18 protein-coding genes and 1 riboswitch are annotated in these 18313 nt (G+C 58.8%); of the genes, 14 read left to right on the forward strand and 4 right to left on the reverse strand.

The genetic code is table 11. The annotated features are described in order from the left end of the window. Positions 1 to 73 precede the first annotated feature (73 nt). The gene (locus tag MHY13_RS06825; protein ID WP_023021567.1) at positions 74 to 457 is read right to left on the reverse strand and encodes an RNA polymerase-binding protein RbpA; all 384 of its coding nucleotides are present in this window, start codon (positions 455 to 457) and stop codon (positions 74 to 76) included. A 130-nt stretch (positions 458 to 587) separates the two neighbouring features. On the opposite strand from MHY13_RS06825, the gene MHY13_RS06830 reads away from it, so the two are divergent. The 4 genes from MHY13_RS06830 (at position 588) to MHY13_RS06845 (ending at position 3820) form a co-directional block, all read left to right on the forward strand. Then, positions 588 to 929 (forward strand): hypothetical protein, encoded by a 342-nt coding sequence (locus tag MHY13_RS06830; protein ID WP_034655353.1) that lies wholly within the window; start codon positions 588 to 590, stop codon positions 927 to 929. 3 nt (positions 930 to 932) lie between these two features. After that, positions 933 to 1634, forward strand: coding sequence for a YceI family protein (locus tag MHY13_RS06835; protein ID WP_239282495.1), 702 nt, complete (start codon positions 933 to 935; stop codon positions 1632 to 1634). 14 nt (positions 1635 to 1648) lie between these two features. After that, positions 1649 to 1813 carry a hypothetical protein gene (locus tag MHY13_RS06840; protein ID WP_204611469.1) on the forward strand — a complete coding sequence of 55 codons (165 nt, stop codon included), beginning with the start codon at positions 1649 to 1651 and terminating at the stop codon, positions 1811 to 1813. A 1098-nt stretch (positions 1814 to 2911) separates the two neighbouring features. Then, positions 2912 to 3820, forward strand: a complete 909-nt coding sequence (locus MHY13_RS06845) for a Dyp-type peroxidase (protein WP_239282497.1) — start codon at positions 2912 to 2914, stop codon at positions 3818 to 3820. 11 nt (positions 3821 to 3831) lie between these two features. On the opposite strand, the gene MHY13_RS06850 is transcribed toward MHY13_RS06845, so the two are convergent. Further along, positions 3832 to 5145 carry a class I SAM-dependent methyltransferase gene (locus tag MHY13_RS06850; RefSeq protein ID WP_239282499.1) on the reverse strand — a complete coding sequence of 438 codons (1314 nt, stop codon included), beginning with the start codon at positions 5143 to 5145 and terminating at the stop codon, positions 3832 to 3834. Between the two features lie 233 nt (positions 5146 to 5378). Between MHY13_RS06850 and MHY13_RS06855 the strand changes: the two genes are divergently transcribed. The 4 genes from MHY13_RS06855 (at position 5379) to MHY13_RS06870 (ending at position 9941) form a co-directional block, all read left to right on the forward strand. Further along, positions 5379 to 6722, forward strand: coding sequence for an NAD(P)/FAD-dependent oxidoreductase (locus MHY13_RS06855; RefSeq protein WP_005324756.1), 1344 nt, complete (start codon positions 5379 to 5381; stop codon positions 6720 to 6722). Between the two features lie 163 nt (positions 6723 to 6885). After that, positions 6886 to 6983, forward strand: a riboswitch (TPP riboswitch). Then, positions 6971 to 7783, forward strand: coding sequence for a hydroxyethylthiazole kinase (gene thiM, locus MHY13_RS06860; protein WP_239282501.1), 813 nt, complete (start codon positions 6971 to 6973; stop codon positions 7781 to 7783). It overlaps the preceding riboswitch by 13 nt. Beyond that, positions 7784 to 8413, forward strand: a complete 630-nt coding sequence (gene thiE / locus MHY13_RS06865; protein ID WP_239282503.1) for a thiamine phosphate synthase — start codon at positions 7784 to 7786, stop codon at positions 8411 to 8413. It abuts the gene before it with no gap. Further along, complete coding sequence (locus tag MHY13_RS06870) at positions 8406 to 9941, forward strand: bifunctional hydroxymethylpyrimidine kinase/phosphomethylpyrimidine kinase (protein ID WP_239282505.1); 1536 nt, start codon at positions 8406 to 8408, stop codon at positions 9939 to 9941. The genes thiE and MHY13_RS06870 overlap by 8 nt, the downstream gene beginning before the upstream one ends. Here the strand turns inward: MHY13_RS06870 and MHY13_RS06875 are convergent. Further along, a complete protein-coding gene (locus MHY13_RS06875) occupies positions 9938 to 10540 on the reverse strand; it encodes a bifunctional 2-polyprenyl-6-hydroxyphenol methylase/3-demethylubiquinol 3-O-methyltransferase UbiG (protein ID WP_239282507.1) in 603 nt (200 codons plus the stop codon). The genes MHY13_RS06870 and MHY13_RS06875 overlap by 4 nt on opposite strands. A gap of 108 nt (positions 10541 to 10648) precedes the next feature. On the opposite strand from MHY13_RS06875, the gene MHY13_RS06880 reads away from it, so the two are divergent. Both MHY13_RS06880 and MHY13_RS06885 read left to right on the forward strand, forming a co-directional pair. After that, complete coding sequence (locus MHY13_RS06880) at positions 10649 to 11722, forward strand: magnesium and cobalt transport protein CorA (RefSeq protein WP_204609105.1); 1074 nt, start codon at positions 10649 to 10651, stop codon at positions 11720 to 11722. 23 nt (positions 11723 to 11745) lie between these two features. Next, positions 11746 to 12912 carry a trans-acting enoyl reductase family protein gene (locus MHY13_RS06885; protein WP_239282509.1) on the forward strand — a complete coding sequence of 389 codons (1167 nt, stop codon included), beginning with the start codon at positions 11746 to 11748 and terminating at the stop codon, positions 12910 to 12912. On the opposite strand, the gene MHY13_RS06890 is transcribed toward MHY13_RS06885, so the two are convergent. Next, complete coding sequence (locus MHY13_RS06890) at positions 12909 to 13355, reverse strand: PaaI family thioesterase (protein WP_239282511.1); 447 nt, start codon at positions 13353 to 13355, stop codon at positions 12909 to 12911. The two genes, MHY13_RS06885 and MHY13_RS06890, sit on opposite strands and share 4 nt — an antisense overlap. Before the next feature lie 59 nt (positions 13356 to 13414). Here MHY13_RS06890 and gndA point away from each other — a divergent pair, with 59 nt between their 5' ends. The 4 genes from gndA (at position 13415) to MHY13_RS06910 (ending at position 18028) form a co-directional block, all read left to right on the forward strand. Continuing rightward, entirely contained in the window at positions 13415 to 14866 is a 1452-nt protein-coding gene (gene gndA, locus MHY13_RS06895) for an NADP-dependent phosphogluconate dehydrogenase (protein WP_239282513.1), read from the forward strand. A 109-nt stretch (positions 14867 to 14975) separates the two neighbouring features. After that, positions 14976 to 16274, forward strand: a complete 1299-nt coding sequence (locus MHY13_RS06900) for a DEAD/DEAH box helicase (protein WP_239282515.1) — start codon at positions 14976 to 14978, stop codon at positions 16272 to 16274. 19 nt (positions 16275 to 16293) lie between these two features. Then, entirely contained in the window at positions 16294 to 17142 is an 849-nt protein-coding gene (locus MHY13_RS06905; RefSeq protein WP_239282517.1) for a 3-methyladenine DNA glycosylase, read from the forward strand. A gap of 40 nt (positions 17143 to 17182) precedes the next feature. Further along, entirely contained in the window at positions 17183 to 18028 is an 846-nt protein-coding gene (locus MHY13_RS06910; RefSeq protein ID WP_239282519.1) for a hypothetical protein, read from the forward strand. Positions 18029 to 18313 lie beyond the last annotated feature (285 nt).

Consider the following 18313-nt stretch of genomic DNA (forward strand, 5'->3'; position numbering starts at 1 on the left):
CCGCAACGCATAAGGCCCGTACCGTCCCTTAGTCAGACTAGGGAGGTACGGGCCTTTTTGCTGCCGCAGAACTTTAAGAGTTCTTTTGCTGCTGCTCCTGCTGTTCCTTCAAGAGGCGAGCTGCGGAACGGCGGCGGGAGCGCAGGTGGTTAATGCGCTCTTCAAGCAGCTCATCGAGCTCCTCGATGGAGCGGCGCTCACGCAGCATATCCCAGTGGGTGCGTGGTGGCTTAGCGGGCTTAGACTCAACGCCTTCACCTTCTACTAGGTGGCCCAGCTTGCCGTTCTTGCACATCCATTCTTCAGGGATTTCAGCATCATCCGCGAAAGGCACCTCATAAATCTCGCCGTCTTCGGTGCGGTACTTCACCATCTGGCGCGGTGCGAGGTCGTGGTCGCGGTCGGTTTCGTAGCTGACTGCGCCCATACGGCTGCCACGGAGTACGCGATCTGCCATGCAACATCATCCTTTTCAAAGAGATCCCTGATTGAGTGCGAAGCAAAACTTCGCCTAAGAGCTACTAATTATAACGAACACCCACGCGTCTTTGTTCCCAGCCCGCCCAAAATGGACTAAAGTGTATCGGGTGATCCGTACAGCTAGTCGTGAACGCAACGTCGGTTCCTGCCAATGGTGTGGGAAGGACATTGACCAAGGCGGTAGGGGACGGCCACGGAAGTTTTGCAGCGCCTCCTGCAAGCAGCGCGCTTATGAGCAGCGAAATAACGTCAGTGGCACGGGGATTCCCGCCAATGCCGTGATCCTTACTCCAGAAAAGGCAGAGAGTTTGCGCGACGGACTTTTTGAACTACGTTGTTCCGCAGAAGATATCAATACCGCCGCGGAGGAAGGCGCTAGTGCGCAGGAGCTTGCCGGTTTGTGCGAAGAGCTTGTTGCCCTGGCGCGACGCCTAGAAGGACTTCGATAGCAGATGAAAAAGCTTTTTTATAACCGCAAGCTCGTCATCACCATCTTTGTGGTGCTGATTGTGTTGCTCACCGCCGTGGCCATTGGCCCGATGGTGTATTCGCTCCTCAAGGGCGCCGGAGTAAAGACCGAACCAGTTTCCGCCGACGGCGCAAAGGCCGCATCAACGGAGCTCGATGGCACCTGGGAGGTAGCCAAGGGACGCGCCAATAACCATACCTCGGTTGGTTTTACCTTTAATGAGGTTCTACCTGCGGAAAAGACCACCACATCGGGTTCAACCACGGAGGTCACCGGCCAGGCGGATATTTCTGATTCCACCCTGAAAACCGCCGCGGTCACTGTTGATATGGACGAGCTGACCACGGACAAGAAGGTCCGCGATCAGAACATGAAGTCCAAGCTCTTTGAGACCCAGCTTTTCCCAGAGGCATCCTTTGAGCTGACTAAGCCTGCTTCGCTTGCCGACGTCCCGGATGACGGCACCATTGGCACAGTCAAGCTCACCGGAGATCTGACTATCAAGGATGAAACGCACGAGATTTCCCAAGACTTCGACGTTCTTCGCGATGGCGATCAGATCGTCATCGGCGGCACCGTGCCAGTTGATCGCCTTGATTATGGCGTGGAGACCCCAGAGATGCTCGCCGCGAAGGTCGAGGAAAACGGCGAGGTAAATCTCCGCATTTCCTTCGAGAAGAACTAGCGAAGGCCAAGCCTGTGAATTCCCGTCAGATTATCCCGTTCATGTGGCTGCGACTCATCGTCGTCATCGGCTTTACCATTTTCGTGGCCGTTCAACAGATGTGGGTCATTGTGGCCATCTCGGTTCTTTTGGCACTGTTGACTATCTGGCAGCTGTGGAGCGCTTACCGGAACCGATAATTAGTCCTTCACGGTGTTGGGGGAACTTCCTCAAATAACGTCAGTGTGACGTTATATAGTGGTGTACTTGGTCCCGCCAGTAGGGCGTATTTTCGCCCCATATTAGGTTTTCGGTCGCCGAGCGAAACACCGCCGCCAAAGGTTGGCACCGGAATGAAGAAGTCCCGAAAGATTGATGGGCCCGGCCGCCGCAAATCCGGGCTCCAATAAGCTACAGCCGGAATCGATACCTGCGCCTGAGTCTGGCGGCCGGTGGATGGCGCGGCAGAGACCACGCAGAGGCCACGAGGCGTTGCCAAGCAAAGCGCTGTAACATTGCATGGAGATTTAAGGATGCTGAACCGGGGCCCACTAGATGGACCGGGAAGATGTGTTAGCGCCCGGGGCGCCTATGGGGGCGACACACGATAACCTCCGGATATCTGTAATTGTCCGATAATGTACATTATGTCATTTTAACTAGGGGTGGCATTCCCCCTTTTAGCTCCTGACTCCATACATCGATACCTGCACCTCGCTTCTGTTGTTCGCTCCTGACAACACGCGCCCGAATGAAGCTTCCCAGATGTGCCATTCCTTCACGACAATTGGGCTCTCGTCATTTCTCATACGGCGGATGACTTCTTTCTCGGCTAGGCCTCTCGTAGCACATGCGGCCTTAAGCTCTGGATCGAATTCAGCGCTCGACGGATCCGATCCCTGCGCGTGTCCACCGCTAAATACGATATAAACCACTTCCGGATGGTGTTCTACATCCAGTGGACCTTTCCACCCACGCAGGTGTGCCTCTTCAGTCCAACAGGTTACCCCTGAGCGGTCTACACATTGTCCCATCGCTTTTTCTTGAGCGCGCGTCAGCGCAACTCCTGCAAAAGACTCATCATATGAATCGTCTTTCCGCGCAAACAATACGAAGAGCCGCGCGGTTCCTTTTCTTCTACTTCTTCGTATCCATGTCCACATCTTCTCACCCGGCTATCGGTTAGTTTTCAACCAAAACGCACACTAGCGCATATAACGGCCAAGCAGGTCTCTATCAGGGGCGATTCCAAGCCGGCGAACGGACCTCATCTCCACAGGGTGCGTAGAATCGACATCATGACGATTCAGCACGTAGTAGATAAGCCTTCCCGCGCAGCTCTCTTCCTCGTCCTTGAAATCAAGGACGGCGGCGAGCAAGCCACTCGCGATATGCTCACGGGGTTTGCCGGACTGTTTAAGTCCGTTAACTTCCGCTACAACGAAGGCGAGCTTTATACCGTAGTCGGCATTGGTGCCTCCATGTGGCCACGTTTGACCAGCGCGCCTATGCCGGAACGCCTGAAGGAATTTGAGGCAATCGATGCCGCGCATAAGGCCCCGGCCACGCCGGGCGATATTCTTCTCCACTTCCGTGCGAATACCTATGACCTGTGCCATGAGATGGCCCGCCAGGTACTGGATCAGCTGGGCGATGCCGCCAGGGTTATCGATGAGACCCACGGCTTTAAGTACTTGGACCAGCGCGATTTACTAGGCTTTGTGGATGGCACCGCCAATCCCCTCGCCGAGGAGGCTTTGGATACCGTGCTGCTTGGCGACGACGCCGACTACCCCCGTGGCTCCTACGTCACCGTTCAAAAATATATCCACGACCTGGCCAAGTGGAACGAGCTGAGCACCAAGGAGCAAGAAAAGGTCATCGGCCGCACCAAGGTCGACGATATCGAGTTGGATGACGATACCAAGCCCACTAATTCTCACGTGGCCCTGAATGACCTTGAGGAAGATATTTACCGCGAAAACATGGTCTTCGGCTCTTTCGCCGCGGGTGAGATGGGCACTTACTTCATCGGCTATGCCAAGGACCCAGAAAACGTCATGGAGCGCCTGCGCAATATGTTCATTGGCAAGCCGGAGGGAAACTACGACCGCATCTTGGACTTCTCCACCGCGCTTACAGGCACCAATTTCTTTGTGCCCAGCGCGGATCTGATGAAGAACTTCGACGAGCTGCCGTCGGCCTAAGGGCCACCTGCCTAACGCCGGCCCCCGCGGTTGCGGTGGGCCAACCCAAATTGCACCGAGTCAATCATCCCAAGCGTCATAAGGGCCTCGCGGAGGGCAAATTGGAAGGTCCACAAGCGGCGGAAGACTGGGTCGAAACCAGCGGCCGCTGCTTCCCGCAGGTGCCCATCAAAAAAGGATCGCTGCTGGCGCAGGGACTCCAAGTAATGGGTGCCCACGTGTGTTTCGGACACGATGCGCAGGTTAGAGTTTTTATCTACTAGCTGGTGCATCTCCGTGGTGCGCGGATAGTCCAACCCCGGCCACACATAGGCTCGCAAGGCCTGAAGCGATGCCTTACCGGCCTCCGTCATCGACTCGGTCGCCACGATGGATTGGATTCCTGCCCGCCCATTAGGCGTCAAGAACCAGTCGACTGCGCGAATGTACTCTTTGCGCTCACTAGCGTTTAGTTGCTCTACCTTTTCTACGGTGACGATGGCGTCATAGTGCCCGTGCCACTGCTTGGGGTTCGGGACGACGCCGGGAATGCGCTCGACATGGATGGAATCGTCCGCGCCCTCGAGTACGAGGGCCTCGCGCATGTGGCTCATTTGGTCCACATCACTGGTCAAAACGTCAACCGTAGCGCGTCGCTTAGTCGCCCGCATCGCTGGCTGCATTCCGGCAGCCGGGTACACCAACAGGTGGGTTCCGGCGCCGGTACGGGTGACGTCAAGCAGCCAATCCGCCGCGCGGCGCTGCGCATCTCCCAGATCATCCCTGTCCACTCTCGTGGGCTCACTCAGCGTCGTGACATCGACGAAGTGGCTCTTCGGCTCCTTGCGGCCAGCCTTGGGGCTATAGCTTTCCACCGTTTCCCTTATGGTGGTCGGTACACCACTGGAGAAAATTCCACCGACATGGCTTAAACCATCGCCGGCATAGAGTCGAACCAATTCCAGCGGCAGCTCCCCTGGCTCCGACTTACCGGCACCCAGCATCTTGGCTTTGGGGAGGTAACCCACTCCCAATAAGCGGCCGAGGACCTTTACCAGCTGCGAGGAAGAAGTAACGGTCCACTCTCCTGCCATATAACTTTCCGCAAATCCCAGCCAACCGCTAGCGGCAATGCGCTCAAACAAGGCATCATGCCCCACCTTGAGATCTGGTCCGCCTTCGGCTTCTAGGTCTAGTTCTAGTCCGGCATCATCGCAGGCCTTGGCAAATTCTGCCTCTGCCCGGCGGGTTTTCATTCCAGGCCAACGAGGTGCGGGAACCGTAGCCACATTGGGCCAGGATTCTGCATCGATAGAGCTCAAATGCTCAGGGCGGCTAAAAGTCATAATGCCAGGTGCGCTCCTTGGTGGGCGGAGGAAGTCACTATCCGGAACAACCTTAGTCAGCTTTGTGCGCACCCCGGTTGAGGCGCTCCGGACAGCCGCGCCGGTTCTTCCCACGGAAACCGCAACGCAGCGGCGGAAGTTTATCAGTCATTAAGTATGCGCGTTCTGTTTGAAGTGTTTAGACTGTACGGGTACTAAACATTAGCTTTCTTAAGGAAGGTCGCATTAAATCCATGACTGATACCCCTTATCGCCCCAACGGTGGCCGCCACCACGTCGTCGTGGTTGGCGCCGGCTTCGGTGGTCTCAACACCGTTCAGAAGCTGAAGAACGCCGATGTGGAAATCACCCTCATCGATAAGAAGAACCACCACCTGTTCCAGCCGATGCTGTACCAGGTAGCAACCGGCATGATTTCCGCCGGTGAGGTTGCCCCTTCCACCCGCCAGCTGCTGCGCGATCAGGACAACGTCCACTTCGTCAACGCTGAGGTTACTGATATCAACCTGGCGGATCAGACGGTGACCGCCGAGCAGGACGAGTTCTCCCGCACCTACGCTTATGACTCTCTGGTTGTCGCCGCAGGTTCCGGTCAGTCCTACTTTGGCAACGACCACTTCGCTGAATTCGCCCCAGGCATGAAGACCTTGGACGATGCCCTGGAACTGCGCTCTCGCATCATCTCGGCGTTTGAAAAGGCTGAGCTTACTGACGACCCCGCAGAGCGCGAGCGCCTGCTTACCTTCATCATCGTTGGTGCTGGCCCGACCGGCGTTGAGCTCACCGGCCAGATTGCCGAATTGGCAAACCGTACCCTCAACGATGTCTACTCCAACTACGGCACCACCTCGGCCAAGATTTACCTGCTCGATGGCGCCCCACAGGTACTGCCGCCATTTGGCAAGCGCCTGGGCCGCAAGGCTCAGCGCACTCTGGAGAAGGAAGGCGTACAGGTGCACCTGAACGCTATGGTGACCGATGTAACCGCGGACACCGTCACCTACAAGGACATGAAGACAGAGGAGGAAACCACCCTGACGGGTGCTACCAAGATCTGGTCCGCTGGTGTGGCCGCTTCCCCACTGGGCAAGATGGTTGCAGAGCAGGCTGGCGTCGAGGCAGACCGCGCAGGTCGCGTCTCCGTCAACGAGGACCTGACCGTGGGCGAGCACAATAACGTCTACATGGTCGGTGACATGATCTCCCTCAACCGCCTGCCAGGTCTGGCACAGGTTGCAATCCAGGGTGGCGCGCACGTCGCTAAGCTCATTCAGGCCAAGGTGGACGAGGAATCTACCGCTAATGAGAAGGAAGCCTTCGACTACTTTGACAAGGGCTCCATGGCCATTGTCAAGCGCTTCAACGCCGTCGTTAAGCTGGGCAAGACTGAGTTCGGTGGCTTTGCCGGTTGGGTAGCATGGCTCGGCCTGCACCTGACCTACGTTATTGGTCTGCGCAGCCGCTTGGCCGTTCTGGTTAACTGGGCAACCAATATCCTCTCCCGCGATCGCGGCAATCTGGAGATCACCACCCAGCAGCGCATCGCACGCAATATCATTAACAAGAACGAGAAGTAATACCTCCTCGCTCGCACATCGCCGCCCCACCTGCTGCAAAAGCAGGTCCTGGGCGGCGATTTTTATTTTCCCGGACCACTGCTGCTAGCGCCGGCGATTCCCCTACTGGGGAGCCCGGACGTCGATTTTCGCACATAGTTTCCGTGACCTTTGTTAGGCTGAGACACGCAACATGGGGTGCCGCACGCGGTGCGGCTGAGAAATACCCATCGAACCTGCACTCAGTTAGAACTAGCGAAGGGATAGTTGTGGATCATGCTTTTCTGCGCGCACACGACGCTGTGCGCGAGTCCACGCCGCTTATTCAATGTTTGACCAATAAGGTCGTCAGCAACGTCACCGCCAATACCCTGCTGGCAATCGGAGCTAGCCCGGCGATGGTCGATACGCCGGAGGAATCGCGCGAATTCGCGCAGGTAGCCAGCGGCGTACTCATCAATTGCGGTACGCCCAGCTCCGAGCAATACGGCGGCATGCGCGAGGCCATCGCCGGGGCGAACTCCGCCCACACCCCCTGGGTACTCGATCCGGTAGGCGCCGGCGGCCTGAGCCACCGCACCGAATTCATGCGCGAGGTGCTGCCACTTGGACCGGCCGCGATTCGGGGTAATGCATCAGAAATAATTGCCCTCGCAGGAACCGGGCAGGGCGGCCGAGGCGTCGAATCCACCGATGGCGTGGAAGCCGCCCTAGATTCGGCAGTAGCACTTTCCCGGGATACCGGCGCCGTCGTGGCCATTTCCGGCCCACGGGACCTTATCGTCCACGTCGGCGATACAACGCGTGCCGTCTACCTCGAATCGGGGCACCCGATGCTCCAGAACGTCATCGGTACCGGCTGTTCGCTTGGTGCTATCTGCGCCGCATATCTGGCAGCGTGGGAGGATGCTTTCGAAGCGATCATCGCCGCCCACGCGCACGTTGGCGCGGCAGGTAGCGTGGCCGCCGAAAAACACCACGCCCCCGGCTCCTTTGCCGTCGCTTGGCTGGATGCGCTCTACGATGTCCCAACGGCGGATATCGAGGGCCTGGTCAAGCTCACTGACGTCGAGGAGGTTTAAGTGTCTATTGACTGGACTCTCTACCTGGTCACCGATCCAGATCTAGCTGGCGGGCGAGACAACGTGGTCTCCATCGTGCAGGAGGCTGTACGCGGCGGCGTTAGCGTCGTCCAACTCCGGGACAAGGAAGCTAGCGATGAACAGATTGAGCGCACGGCCCGCGAGCTGCTTGGCGTACTGGGCGATGTCCCGCTATTCATCAATGACCGCGTAGAAGTGGCCGCAAAACTCGGCTGCCACCTACACATTGGGCAGGATGATATGGCTTTTCGCGAGGCCCGGGAGAAGCTAGGTGAGGACCAGCTTATTGGCTTATCCATCGGCAGTAACGAGGAGCTTGCTGCTATTGCGGACGATGCGCGCCCAGATGTCATCGGCATCGGGCCCGTGCATTCGACTGCAACGAAGAAAAACGCCCCAGCCGGCATGGGTACGGCTGCGGCCGCAGCACTCGCCCACGCCGCACATGAGCGAGGTATCGAATCCGTCGCCATCGGCGGAATCAAGACCCATAATGCGCACGAGCTGGCGGGCAGCGACTTTGCTGGAATTTGCGTAGTCAGCGACATCATGGCGGCCAAGGACCCCGCAGCAGCCGCCGCTCACCTTAAGGAGGCTTTCCATGGCTAAAGGCATCTATCCCCGAGTACTGTCCATTGCCGGAACCGATCCCACCGGCGGAGCAGGCATTCAAGCCGATCTGAAATCCATCTCTGCCGCAGGCGGCTACGGTATGAGCGTGGTGACGGCGTTGGTGGCTCAAAACACCCAGGGCGTTCGCAGCGTCCACGTACCACCGGTCGACTTTCTGCAGGAGCAGCTAGACTCCGTCATCGATGATGTGGAGATTGATGCGGTAAAGATTGGCATGCTTGCCGACGCCGCCATTACCGCCAAGGTCGCAGACTTCCTGCGCCGCCTGCCGGACGATGTTCCCGTGGTCCTTGATCCGGTCATGGTGGCTACCAGCGGAGACCGCCTGCTGGAAGAGGAAGCAGAACAGGCCGTGCGCGAACTCTGCTCCCAGGTGGACCTCATCACCCCCAACTTGAAGGAATTGGCAGTCCTTACCCAGACGGACGAGGCGAGCGACCTAGAAGAGGCTATTGCCACGGCGAAGGAATGGGCGAAGGGTGCTGGTACCGCGGTCGTCGTCAAGGGCGGGCACCTCGATTCCGACATCGCCGATAATGCGGTGGTCAATGCGGATGAGGCTGTGCACCGCGTTGCTTCCAGCCGTGTGGACACGAAGAATACGCATGGTACTGGCTGTTCCCTTTCCTCTGCCCTAGCCACTCGCCTGGGAGCCGGCGATAGTCCCGCGGCAGCTCTAACGTGGTCCACCCAATGGCTGCACGAGGCCATTGCCCATGCGGATGCGCTTCACGTGGGCAAGGGACACGGGCCCGTGGACCACCTGCATCGCTCGCAGCGTCTCATGCAGGCTGCCTCTACCCTGCCCCAGCCGTACTTATCCGGCAACCTGGTAGAACCGGAAAACGTCGACCAGCCCCGCGTTCCTGCGGCCGGCCCACACACGCAACGCCTGTGGAACCTAGCCGGGGACCACTGGGAGGCGATCAAGGCGCTGCCCTTTATTCGGGCCTTGGGCACGGGAGCGTTGGAGAAGGATGCCTTTGGCTTCTACCTCGACCAAGATGCCCAGTACCTGAATGCTTACTCCAAGGCGTTGGCTCGCCTCGCCAGCCAAGCCCCAGAAGCGGCACAGCAACTGCACTGGGCTGAGGGAGCGCATGATTGCTTGGCTGTAGAGGCGGAGCTGCACCGCGGGTGGCTCGAGAGCGATATCACGACCGCAGCCTCCCGGGTAACTAGCGCCTATACGGATTTCCTTATCCGCTCGACGCATACGGATGACTACGTGGTAGGTGCTGCGGCGGTACTGCCCTGCTACTGGCTATATGCAGAGGTAGGCCTCCACCTTGCAGAATTTGATTCCCCCGAACACCCCTATCACTCCTGGCTTTCCATGTACGGCGGCGAGGACTTCCTCAACGGGGTTCGCGCGAGCCTCGACATCGTCGAACAAGCTCTCGCCGGGGCGGATGAGCGCACCCGCCTGCGTGCCGAGCGCGCCTATATTACCGCCAGCCACCATGAGGTCGATTTCTTCGACCAAGCCGATAGGCGCTTTTAAGCCAGAAGGTCTGAGCCGGGCCGCGAAAGGACGGCGACGAGGAAGGTGGAATGCTCCGAGAAGAGCTTCATGTCCCACGAGGAGAAAGTGAAGTCGACTCGGTAGCCCACCTTCTGCGCCATGTCGAGGAAATCAGCAAATTCCCACCCACGGCCCTCGCCAAAGCCACTGACGAGGCGACCGCCTGGTTTTAGGGAATTATAGATATTGCGCAGCGCGGCTTCGCGGCCGTCCTTCGCTAGAAAGCCCATGACATTGCCCGCGGACACGGCGATATCAAAGGGGCCTTCTGGCACCTCTTCCTCGCACAGATCTCCCACGAACCATTGACCCTCTGGGAAATCGTGCTCAGCGTGCTCGATGAGAATGGGGTCTACATCGACGCCCACAACGCTGTGGCCACGGCGAAGCAGCTCGCCGCCGACGCGGCCGGTGCCACAGCCGGCATCGAGGATGGTGGAGTTGCGCTCCACCATGGCGTCGATAAGCCGGGCCTCGCCATTGATGTCTTTGCCCTGTGCGGCAAGCACCTTCCATTTGCGGGCAAAGTTATGGGAGTGCTCGGGATTAGCTTCGGTTACTTCTTTCCACGTAGGCATAGATTCGATTATATTACCCGGCTTCGGTGTAAGATTTACCCGCTGCGTAAAATCGCTGCCTGCCCATTGGGAAAATACCCGCACTACCGCGCAAAGGAGGCTGAAAAGATGCCATCCGTACCTTCACCCTTTAGGGGCCGCAAGAAATCCGAGCCTCCTAGTAAGCCTACTTCCCTGCCGGTACCACCGGAGCGCGCCATCGAACATTGCCGCGTCTTTGTGGATGGCGAGGCGCTTCCCGGGGAGTATTCCACCAGCTCCGCGCTGGAAGCCATAGAGGAATACGGCCGCGGATTTATTTGGGTGGGCCTCCATGAGCCCTACGAGTCCCAAATGACCAAAGTGGCTTCCCAGTTTGGCATCCATGAACTTATCGTGGAAGACGTCGTTATGGCCCACCAGCGCCCCAAGCTCGAGCGTTACGATGATCAGCTCTTCGTGGTCGCGCGTTCCGTGAACTACCGCGATCACGATGAGGTCACGGATAAGCGCCAGATCATTTCCACCGGTGAGATCCAGATGATCATGGGCTCCAACTTCATCATCACCGTGCGCCACGGCGCAAAGCTGCCCAACCTGGCTTATACGGTAGAAGATGAACAGGACTTGGTGGAGCTTGGACCGGTGGCCATGGCCTGGAAGATCCTGGATATGATGGTGGACCGCTACTCGGAGATTTCCCGCCTTATCAGCATCGAAGTCGATGAGCTGGAAGAAGAAATCTTCACCCCGAGCCTCAAGTTTGATGTGGACCGCATCTACATGTTCAAGCGCGAGGTGCTAGAGATGAAGCATGCCATTGACCCGCTCTCAGTGGCGCTGAAGTCCATGGTTTCTGACCACAAGGATTTAATTTCCAAACAATTGCGCTCCTACCTGCGCGACGTCAACGACCATGAGCTAGTGGTCAAGGACCAGGTCTCCAGCTTCGATGAGCGCCTTACCTCGCTTATCGACGCCTCCGTGGCCAAGGTAACGATGCAACAGAACTCGGATATGCGCACCATTTCCGCGGTCGTTGGCATGTGGGCCGCGCCTACCCTGGTGGCGGGTATCTACGGGATGAACTTCGACATCATGCCGGAGCTGCACTGGGCGCTGGGGTACCCCATGGCAATTATCATTATGATCTTGGTAGTGGTAGGCCTGTGGGCTTGGTTCCGAAAGAACCACTGGCTCTAATCCCTCCGGTACGCTCGTACACTATGAGCGATATCACTGTTTACGGCGCTACCGGGCTGGTCGGCCAATTGGTGGCGCGCTACCTTGCCTCGATTAACGCGCCCTCTGTGACTCTGGCCGGCCGGAACCGACCGGTGCTAGCCGCGCTGCGCGATGAACTCAATCAGCACTGGGACATCGCCATCGCCGCCGCCGATGATGCCGACGCTGTAGAGCACATGGTGGAAAATACCAAGGTACTAATCACCGTGGTGGGTCCCTACAGCCTGTATGGCGGCCACGTCGTTGCCGCCTGTGCGCGCCATGGCGTAGATTATGTTGACCTCTGCGGTGAGGTTCCCTTTATTCGCCGGAGCATCGATTCTCACCACGCCACTGCCCAATCCACGGGTGCGCGCATCGTTCACTCCTGTGGCTTTGATTCCGTGCCCTCGGATATTGGCATACTCAATCTCTACCAGGCAGCAGGAAAGCCGTTTGCACGAGTACAGATGGTCGTCGACAAGCTCAAAGGCGGAATCTCGCCAGGCACCATCGAGTCTTCCCTGCAGGTCTCGCATGCCGCGCACGCGGACAAAGAGGTAGCCCGTAACCTGCACAATCCTTACTCGCTGGACCCAGATCCCAAGGCCGGACCACGCTTAGACGGCCTCCAGAATGACTTCGAAATTAAAGAGGTCGACGGCGTGGGCTGGGTAGGACCATTTTTCATGTCCATGTTTAATACCCGCGTGGTGCGCCGCTCTAACGCTCTGCTGGGGCGCGCGTGGGGAGCACGTCTGTTTTACAAGGAAGCATGGTGGGCTGGCACCGGTCTTCCCGGTCGCGCACGCGCCTATGGGCTGGCGCTCGCCACCAAGCTACTTTTTGATGGCACTCAATCGCGCCTGCGCCCACTGGTGGAAAAGATCCTGCCCAAACCCGGACCTAGCGGCGCACATTTCCAGGTCAGCCACCACGGCATTACCGAAGATGGCGAACGCTGGCGGGCAACTGTGTCGGCACAAGGCGACCCAGGCTATGAAGTCACCGCAATGATGCTGAGCCAGGCTGCGCTCTGCTTGCTCGATTCGCGCTCCGCTACTAGCCGCGCAGGCGGCGTACTTACCCCGGCCACCGGGCTTGGAAAGTCCTATCTTGAGCGGCTTTCCACCCACGGCATGACTTTTACCGCCGCTCGGGTGAACTAGCGCAGAATCATTGTGCGCAAGGTGGTGCGGGCGATAAGGTCGCGGCCTTGCCGCATCTCGACGCTCCACACGTGGGTGCGGCCGCCTAGCTGCACGGGTGTAGCCACGGCTTCTAGCTCGCCCTCACCTGTGGAGCGGATGAAGTCGCTGGAGTTATTAACGCCGACCGCGGGGGCGTCGGCAGCCGCAACGCTGGCAATGGAGGCCACGGTTTCTGCGATGGAGCAATACAACCCACCGTTGGCTACTCCCCAGGGCTGGTGATGCTCCGGCAGCACCTGCAGTTTCGCACGGGCCTCGCGCGGGCCCACGTGGGTGAACTGCAGTCCTAGCAATTCTGCAAGGCCGCCGTTTAAGGCATTGAGAGACTCCAGTTCTTCTGCGTTGAGCACTCGCGTGTGCGCGAGGTGGAGCAAGTGATTGAGTTTCTGCGTATCCGACATAGTCCACCAGCCTAGCCATTGATGCCAGCCTCGCATCCTAGTGACGTAGGATAGGCAGCATGACTGATAAGAATGAACTTGCTCAGATTGGCGTCGTGGGATTGGCGGTCATGGGCTCTAATTTGGCCCGTAACTTTGCCCGCAACGGCAATACCGTAGCGGTGTATAACCGCAGCCCTGAAAAGACTCATGCACTCATTGAGGCTCACGGTGAGGAAGGCAACTTCGTGCCCTCGGAAACCATCGAGGACTTTGTGGCTTCCTTGGAGCGCCCACGCAAGGCAATCATCATGGTCAAGGCTGGCAAGGCCACCGATGCCGTCATCGATCAGCTGGCTGAGGCCATGGATGATGGCGATATCATCATCGACGGCGGCAATGCGTTGTTCACTGACACCATTCGCCGCGAGAAGGACGTAGCCGCCCGCGGCAAGCACTTCGTCGGCGCCGGAATCTCCGGCGGCGAGGAGGGTGCGCTCAACGGTCCGGCCATCATGCCCGGCGGCCCCAAGGAGTCGTGGGAGACCCTCGGCCCGATTCTTGAGTCCATCGCCGCCAACGTGGACGGCACTCCGTGTGTAACCCACATTGGTCCAGACGGCGCCGGCCATTTTGTCAAGATGGTCCACAATGGCATCGAGTACGCCGATATGCAGGTCATCGGCGAGGCCTATCAGCTGCTGCGCTATGGCGCAGGCATGGAGCCGGCCGAAATCGCAGAGGTATTCCGCGAATGGAATTCCGGCGACCTTGATTCCTACCTCATTGAAATCACCGCCGAGGTTCTGGCCCAAAAGGATCCGGAGACTGGCGCCCCGCTTCTCGACGTCATCGTGGACGCCGCCGGCCAGAAAGGCACCGGACGCTGGACTGCCATCAATGGATTGGAACTCGGCGTTCCGATTACCGGTATTGCCGAATCCGTCTTCGCCCGCGCGCTGTCCTCCTCCACCGCGCAGCGCAGCGCCGCCCAAGAAGGCCAGCTTCCCGCCGGCACCATCAAGGCGCTGGACGTGGACAAGGCCGAGTTCATCGAGGATGTGCGCCGCGCGCTCTATGCCGCCAAGCTCATCGCCTACTCCCAGGGCTTTGACGAGATTAAGGCCGGGTCCGAAGAATTCGGTTGGGACGTTGACCCGCGCGATCTGGCAACGATCTGGCGCGGCGGCTGCATCATCCGCGCCAAGTTCTTGGATCGCATCCGCGCAGCCTATGACAATAATGCGGACTTGCCCGCCCTCATTCTCGACCCCTACTTCAAGGGCGAGCTGGAAGACCTCATCGACCCTTGGCGCCGCGTGGTCGTCGCCGCTACCCAGCTGGGACTGCCGGCACCGGTCTTTGCGTCATCCCTCTCCTACTACGACAGCCTGCGTGCCGAGCGCCTGCCGGCGGCTCTCATTCAGGGCCAGCGCGATTTCTTCGGCGCCCACACCTTCAAGCGCACCGACAAGCCAGGCACCTTCCACATTGAGTGGTCCGGTGACCGCAGCCTGACCCAAACCGACTAGATTCGCAGTGACGTGATTAGGGCCCTTTGGGGGCCCTTTCGCCTTTTCCAAGCAGGTCTTTCTCGTGGAATGCGGCGATCCGCCACGCTGCCGATAGGATGGGAAAGCGATGACTACCTTTGCCGATCTCGGCCTTCCCCAGCGCCTAGTGCACGTTCTGCACAACGAAGGCATTACCGAACCGTTTCCTATTCAAAAAGCCGCGATTCCCGACGCCCTCGCAGGCAAAGACGTCCTCGGCCGCGGCCCTACCGGGTCGGGCAAGACCTATACCTTTGGCCTGCCCATGCTTGCCCGCCTTGCCGGAACAGGTGCATCCAAGCCTGCTCATCCCCGTGCGCTTATCCTCGCCCCGACCCGTGAGTTGGCCACTCAGATTCACCAGCGCCTTGATGAACCAGCGGCGACGCTGGGCTTAAGAGTGCTCGATGTCGTGGGCGGGGTAAATATCAAACACCATATCCGCTCCCTCGCCCGCCCCGTTGATGTCCTTGTCGCGACCCCTGGCCGTGCCCAGGATTTGATTGACCAGGGCAAGCTGCATTTGGATGCGGTCCAGATCACTGCGCTGGATGAAGCCGACCAGATGGCCGATATGGGCTTTTTGCCCCAGGTACGCAAGCTTCTGCGCCTAACTCCGGCGCAAGGCCAGCGCTTGCTGTTTTCGGCAACGCTCGACGGCGACGTCAACAAGCTGGTGGAGCAATTCCTCCATGATCCGGTGGTTCACTCCACTGCCCCGGTGCAAGCTGCAGTGGATTCCATGTCCCATCACCTCTTTTTCGTCGAGGAGCGGCCCGCGCGCAACGAGGTGGTGCTACGCATCGCTGCCCGCCAAGGAAAAACCATCATGTTCATGCGCACCAAGCACGGCGTGGACAGGCAGGTCAAGAAATTGCGTCGCTCCGGCATCAACGCTTATCCATTGCATGGCGATAAAGGCCAAGGCGCGCGTACCCGTGCAATCGAAGGATTCGCCGATGGCAGCATTCCAGTCTTGGTCGCCACCGATATTGCCGCCCGCGGTATCGATATTGCGGACGTTTCACTCGTCGTTCACGTCGATCCGCCCGCGGAGCACAAAGCCTATCTCCATCGCGCCGGCCGCACGGCACGCGGCGGTGCTGCGGGTACCGTGATCACTTTGGTTATGGATGAACAGCGCAAAGAAGTAGCTGCTCTCATAGAAAAGGCTGGCGTCACGGCTACTGAGCACGATATTTCCCACCGTGACAATCCTGCTGGCGCACCGATCCTTAAGGAGATTACGGGCGCTCGCAAACCCAATGGCCCTGCCCTTCCCCCACCCGGGCAGGACGCGCCCCAGAAACCGGCGAAATCTGTCAAGAAGTCCAATTCCCAATACCGCCGCTCGGGCGGCAAAGTCGCCCGCCGCCGACGCCGCTAAGTCAAGGAGGTAAACGCTCATGCGCATCTTGAGCCCTGAGGAATGGAGTGCTCAACAGCATGAACACGAAAAGCAAGCCACCGACCGCTTGGAGCGCTTCCGGCATCCTGGCAGCTACCACCCTGTTTTCGATTTCCTCTTTGAGTACTACCCCGTACGCCCTTCTCACCTAAAGCGCTGGCACCCGGGTGTAGGAACTGCGCTAGCAGGCACTCCTCCGCACGCCGAATGGCGGGATTACCACGCCACCTCAGACGGCATCACCGTCGACATCGGCAGCTTTCTAGAGCGTCGTGGTGACTCGGTTCGGTATATTTCTAATCTGCTTCGGCGTTCCGCTACCAATCCGGCCCACTTTGACTGCTTTGGTCTACATGAATGGGCGATGGTCTACCACACGGATTCCCCGCGCCATTCGCTGCCCTTGCGGCTCGGTGCGGACGGCACCAACCGGGTTGTAGATGAGCACTCAATTAAGTGTTCTCACTATGATGCCTTCCGGTTCTTTACTCCTCCCGCTCGGCCCCTCAACCTCACCGTTTTGCACCGTGAAGACCAGCCCGACAATGACCAGGCAGGCTGCGTACACGTCACGATGGATTTATATAAGTGGGCATGGAAGCTGGGACCACTAGTTCCAGGCGAACTTTTCCTTGAGTGCCTGGATCTGGCGATTGAAGCGCGCATCCTTGACATGGAGGCATCCCCTTATGACTGCCGTGATTGGGGACTTGGCGTCGTGCCCATCGAAACCCCTGAGGGCAAGGCCGAGTACGTTTCGAGGCAAAGAACGCTGGCACACAAAGCTAAACCACTGCGAGACCGGCTTGTCGCTGTGATAGATCAGGCACTTGCCCCGCTAGAATGAGCCACTAACAACGGCAGTTTGCTTGGGAGGAAGACACCACATGGCACGGCATTCAAACGGGAAAAATAGCTTCGCAGTAGCGGGATGGGTTATTGCGGTGGCTATTATCGCGATGCTGGCCATAATTGCCTTGGTGGCCTTCCTCTTGCGCGGCGCGGGCAACGACGACGGCGAAGACTCCGCCGCCCCCGCCGCAGTGGAAACCACCACCGAGGCTGCACCGGAGACCAGCACGGCAGCTACTTCCAGTGCTTCCACGTCCGCTGCGCCCACGAGCTCTTCTTCCCCGAAGAGCTCCGCTCCTGCGACGAGTTCCGCAGCAGCACCCAAACCCGATGTGACAATGGCGGCAAATACGCTCCTGCTCTTGGATACCTCTTCGGCCATGGCGCCAATGTACGGACCTGTATCCAAAGCCTTGGGCAACACTGCTTCTGACCTAGCCGCGGACGGCGGGGCAGTCTCGTTGTGGAACTACTCCTCTCCTATTTCTGAGACCGCCACGGTTGGCTTCCGCCAAAATCTGGGCTTTGGTGATGGCAACGCTGTATCCGGAACGCTCGGTGGCTTTGGAACCGGCGGCGTTCCGCAAACGCGCAGCGCCGTTATAGCAGCTGTCGCCAATGCCGCCGATCAAGCCACAGGGACTGGCGACAAGGCGCGCGTGGTCGTGGTAACTACTGGTACCGAGCAGGACATGGATGACGCGCAATTCACGTCCGCTCTTGACGACGCCGCCTCTAAGGACGTTTCCCTCAGCGTCGTCCATGTCGGTGAAGGCAATGTCGATGCCGCACTGAAGTCCGCAGCTGATAGCTTCACCTCCGTTGACTCAGCCGATGAGGCCACGGTTTCTGGGGCGATTACTAAGGCCGCAGGGGTTTAATACGCGACTCTTTCTTTTCCAAGGCACCGAACGACGACTCGTTCGATGCCTTTATTGTCGACCGTAGTGACTACTGCTCCCCTACGCCGCGGAGCTACGGGCACTTTCCCAAATATAAGCTGAGAGTCGGCTCGGGCACTAGGCGCCTGGGCTCGACCTCGATACCACCAGCTACATAGCGCAGAGAGGAACTGTCTTGCATGGTGTACTCGTGGCGATAGAGATTAAAAATCCACCCTGCTTCCCCGTGAGCTGGGAAGCAGGGTGGATTCTGTGTGGACGAGC

Origin of the sequence: Corynebacterium sp. ACRPE (genome assembly GCF_022347435.1) — a bacterium.
Classification (GTDB): Bacteria; Actinomycetota; Actinomycetes; order Mycobacteriales; family Mycobacteriaceae; genus Corynebacterium; species Corynebacterium tuberculostearicum_D.